Source organism: Dietzia sp. CQ4 (assembly GCF_014145125.1).
Taxonomy (GTDB): domain Bacteria; phylum Actinomycetota; class Actinomycetes; order Mycobacteriales; family Mycobacteriaceae; genus Dietzia; species Dietzia natronolimnaea.
Genome location: NZ_JAALDZ010000062.1, coordinates 1 through 2,329, shown reverse-complemented (window position 1 = coordinate 2,329; position 2,329 = coordinate 1). Strand labels below are relative to the sequence as shown.

The following is a 2,329-nucleotide window of genomic DNA, read 5'->3' as shown; positions in this document are numbered from 1 at the left end:
CCCGCGCTCTCGCCCCCGATCGCGATCGCCCGTGGGTCGAGGTCGTACTCCGCCGCGTGCTCGACGACGTGCCCGAACGCCGCGAGGGCGTCGTCCAGGCCGGCGGGGAACGGGTGCTCCGGAGCCAGCCGGTAGTCGATCGAGATGACGGTCAGCGGGGTGTGGGCGGCGAGGAAGCGGGACACCGAGTCGCCCGAGTCGAGGTCGCCCAGGACCCAGCCGCCACCGTGGAGGTACACCAGGGCGGCGCTCGGCCCCTCGATCCCCGCGGGCCGGTACAGGCGAGCCGGGATCGGGCCGTTCGGACCGGGGATGGTGAGGGGACGGACGGTCTCGACGGGGGTCTGGTGACCGAAGACGAAGGCCTCGCCCGCGATCTGGTCCCGTCCCCGGTCCAGCGGCATCTGTTCGAAGGTCTCGGACACCCCGAGGTTCAACAGTCTGGTGCCGACCTGGGCTTCGAGGCCGAGCTGCTGCCCGTCGACCCGGACCGGGGGCCCGGCGATCAGTCGCTGGATCGGGGACGGTGCCGCCCCGATGAGGCGGATGACGCGGCGGAGCACGCGTTCCGCGAGAGGTCTGTGCGTGGGGCTCATCTGGGTATCGATTCTGCGAGGCCGAACTGGAGGTGCGACCACCGTATGCCGAACTTGGACGCGCGTCCAGTAGTTCCCGGAAAATCCCGGATCGGCCCTCCCGCGCACGCCCCGGTCCCCGCCGATCGGGCCCGGATCCTGGACACCCGTCCTAGACTCGGCGTCATGGATCGAGGCCCACAGCGGCACGCGGACGCCGCCGACGTGATCGTAATCGGCAGCGGGTTCGGTGGCGCGGTCAGCGCCCTCCGGCTGGCCGAGCAGGGGCTCACGGTCCTGGTGCTCGAACAGGGTCGTCGTCATTCCCCCGACGATCTCCTGGCCGCCCGCAGGGACCCGCGCAGGTACCTCTGGATGCCCGGACTGGGCCTGCGCGGCTTCTTCTGGCAGCGGGTGCTGCGTCATGTCGGCATCATCGGCGGCGCGGGGGTGGGCGGCGGCAGCATCGTGTGGGCCGGGGTGTTGCTCGAGCCGAAGGACGAGTTCTTCACCGACCCCGCCTGGCCCGCGTCCGCCGCCGGCTGGCGCGATGAGCTCGCCGGGCACTACCGGACCGCCTCGCGCATGCTCGGCCGCGAGACCACCCGCCACGTCGGACAGATGGATCTGCACCTGCAGGCCACCGCCCGCTCGATGGGGGCCGACCGGACGTACGGCCCCACGCCCATGGCCATCTGGTTCGGCGAGGAGGGGGTGACCGTGCCGGACCCGTACTTCGACGGCGAGGGGCCCGACCGCACCGGCTGTCGCCTCTGCGGGGCGTGCCTGATCGGCTGCCCCTACGGGAGCAAGAACGCACTGGACCTCAACTACCTGTGGCTGGCCGAGAAGCGCGGCGCCCGTATCCGACCCGAGACGCGGGTGGAGGCGATCGCGGAACTCCCGGGCGGCGGCTACGAGGTGCGCGCGGCCGGCGGCGAGAGGTTCCGCGCGGGGGAGGTCGTCCTGGCCGCCGGTGTCCTGGGCACGGTCGAACTACTGTTCCGCTCCCGCGAACAGGGTCTCCTCCCCCGCGTCTCGCCACGGCTCGGCGAGCGCGTGCGCACCAATTCCGAGGCCATCACCGCCGTCCTGGCCGACGACCCCCGCACCGATCTCACCCGCGGCCCCACCATCTCCAGCGAGTTCTACCCCGACGCGGCGACCCACGTGACGCAGAACCGCTACGTCGGGGGATGGCACATGCGCTTCCAGCTGGGCCCACTCGTCGACGGCGAGGACCCGGCCAGGCGGCGGCGGGCGACACTGACCCGGCTCGCGCGAGCGCCGTGGCAGCAGATTCGGCTGATGACCGCCCGCAACTTCATCGCGCGCCTGAGCGTGTTCACCGTGATGCAGAACGTGGAGAACGAGATCCGGTTGGTCTTCGACCGCTCGCCGGTCCGCCCGTGGCGGCGGGTGCTCAGATCGCGAGTGGTGGGCGGCACCCGGGCCCCGAGCTACCTGCCGCAGGCCAACGAGGTCGCGCGCAGGTTCGCGGAGTCGGTGGGCGGGCGGCCGCTCAACCTGCTGCTGGAGAGCGTGGGCGGCAAGTCGATCACCGCGCACGTCCTCGGTGGCGCGTCGATGGGAGAGTCGGCGGCGGACGGTGTGATCGACACCGATCACCGGGTCTTCGGCCATCCCGGGCTGTACGTGGTCGACGGTTCGGCTGTTCCCGCGAACGTGGGCGTCAACCCGAGCCTGACCATCACCGCGATGGCCGAGCGCTTCGCCGCCCGCCACGCCGCCCG

At 72.1% G+C, this 2,329-nt stretch carries 2 protein-coding genes; one reads left to right on the top strand and one right to left on the bottom strand.

What is annotated here, in order from left to right; genetic code table 11:
* A partial coding sequence (locus tag G6031_RS04330; RefSeq protein ID WP_182652559.1) for an alpha/beta hydrolase fold domain-containing protein occupies positions 1 to 596 on the bottom strand: 596 nt, incomplete at its 3' end.
* A 165-nt stretch (positions 597 to 761) separates the two neighbouring features.
* Between G6031_RS04330 and G6031_RS04325 the strand changes: the two genes are divergently transcribed.
* Positions 762 to 2,329 (top strand): GMC family oxidoreductase (locus G6031_RS04325; protein ID WP_182652558.1); only part of this gene is annotated, 1,568 nt, incomplete at its 3' end.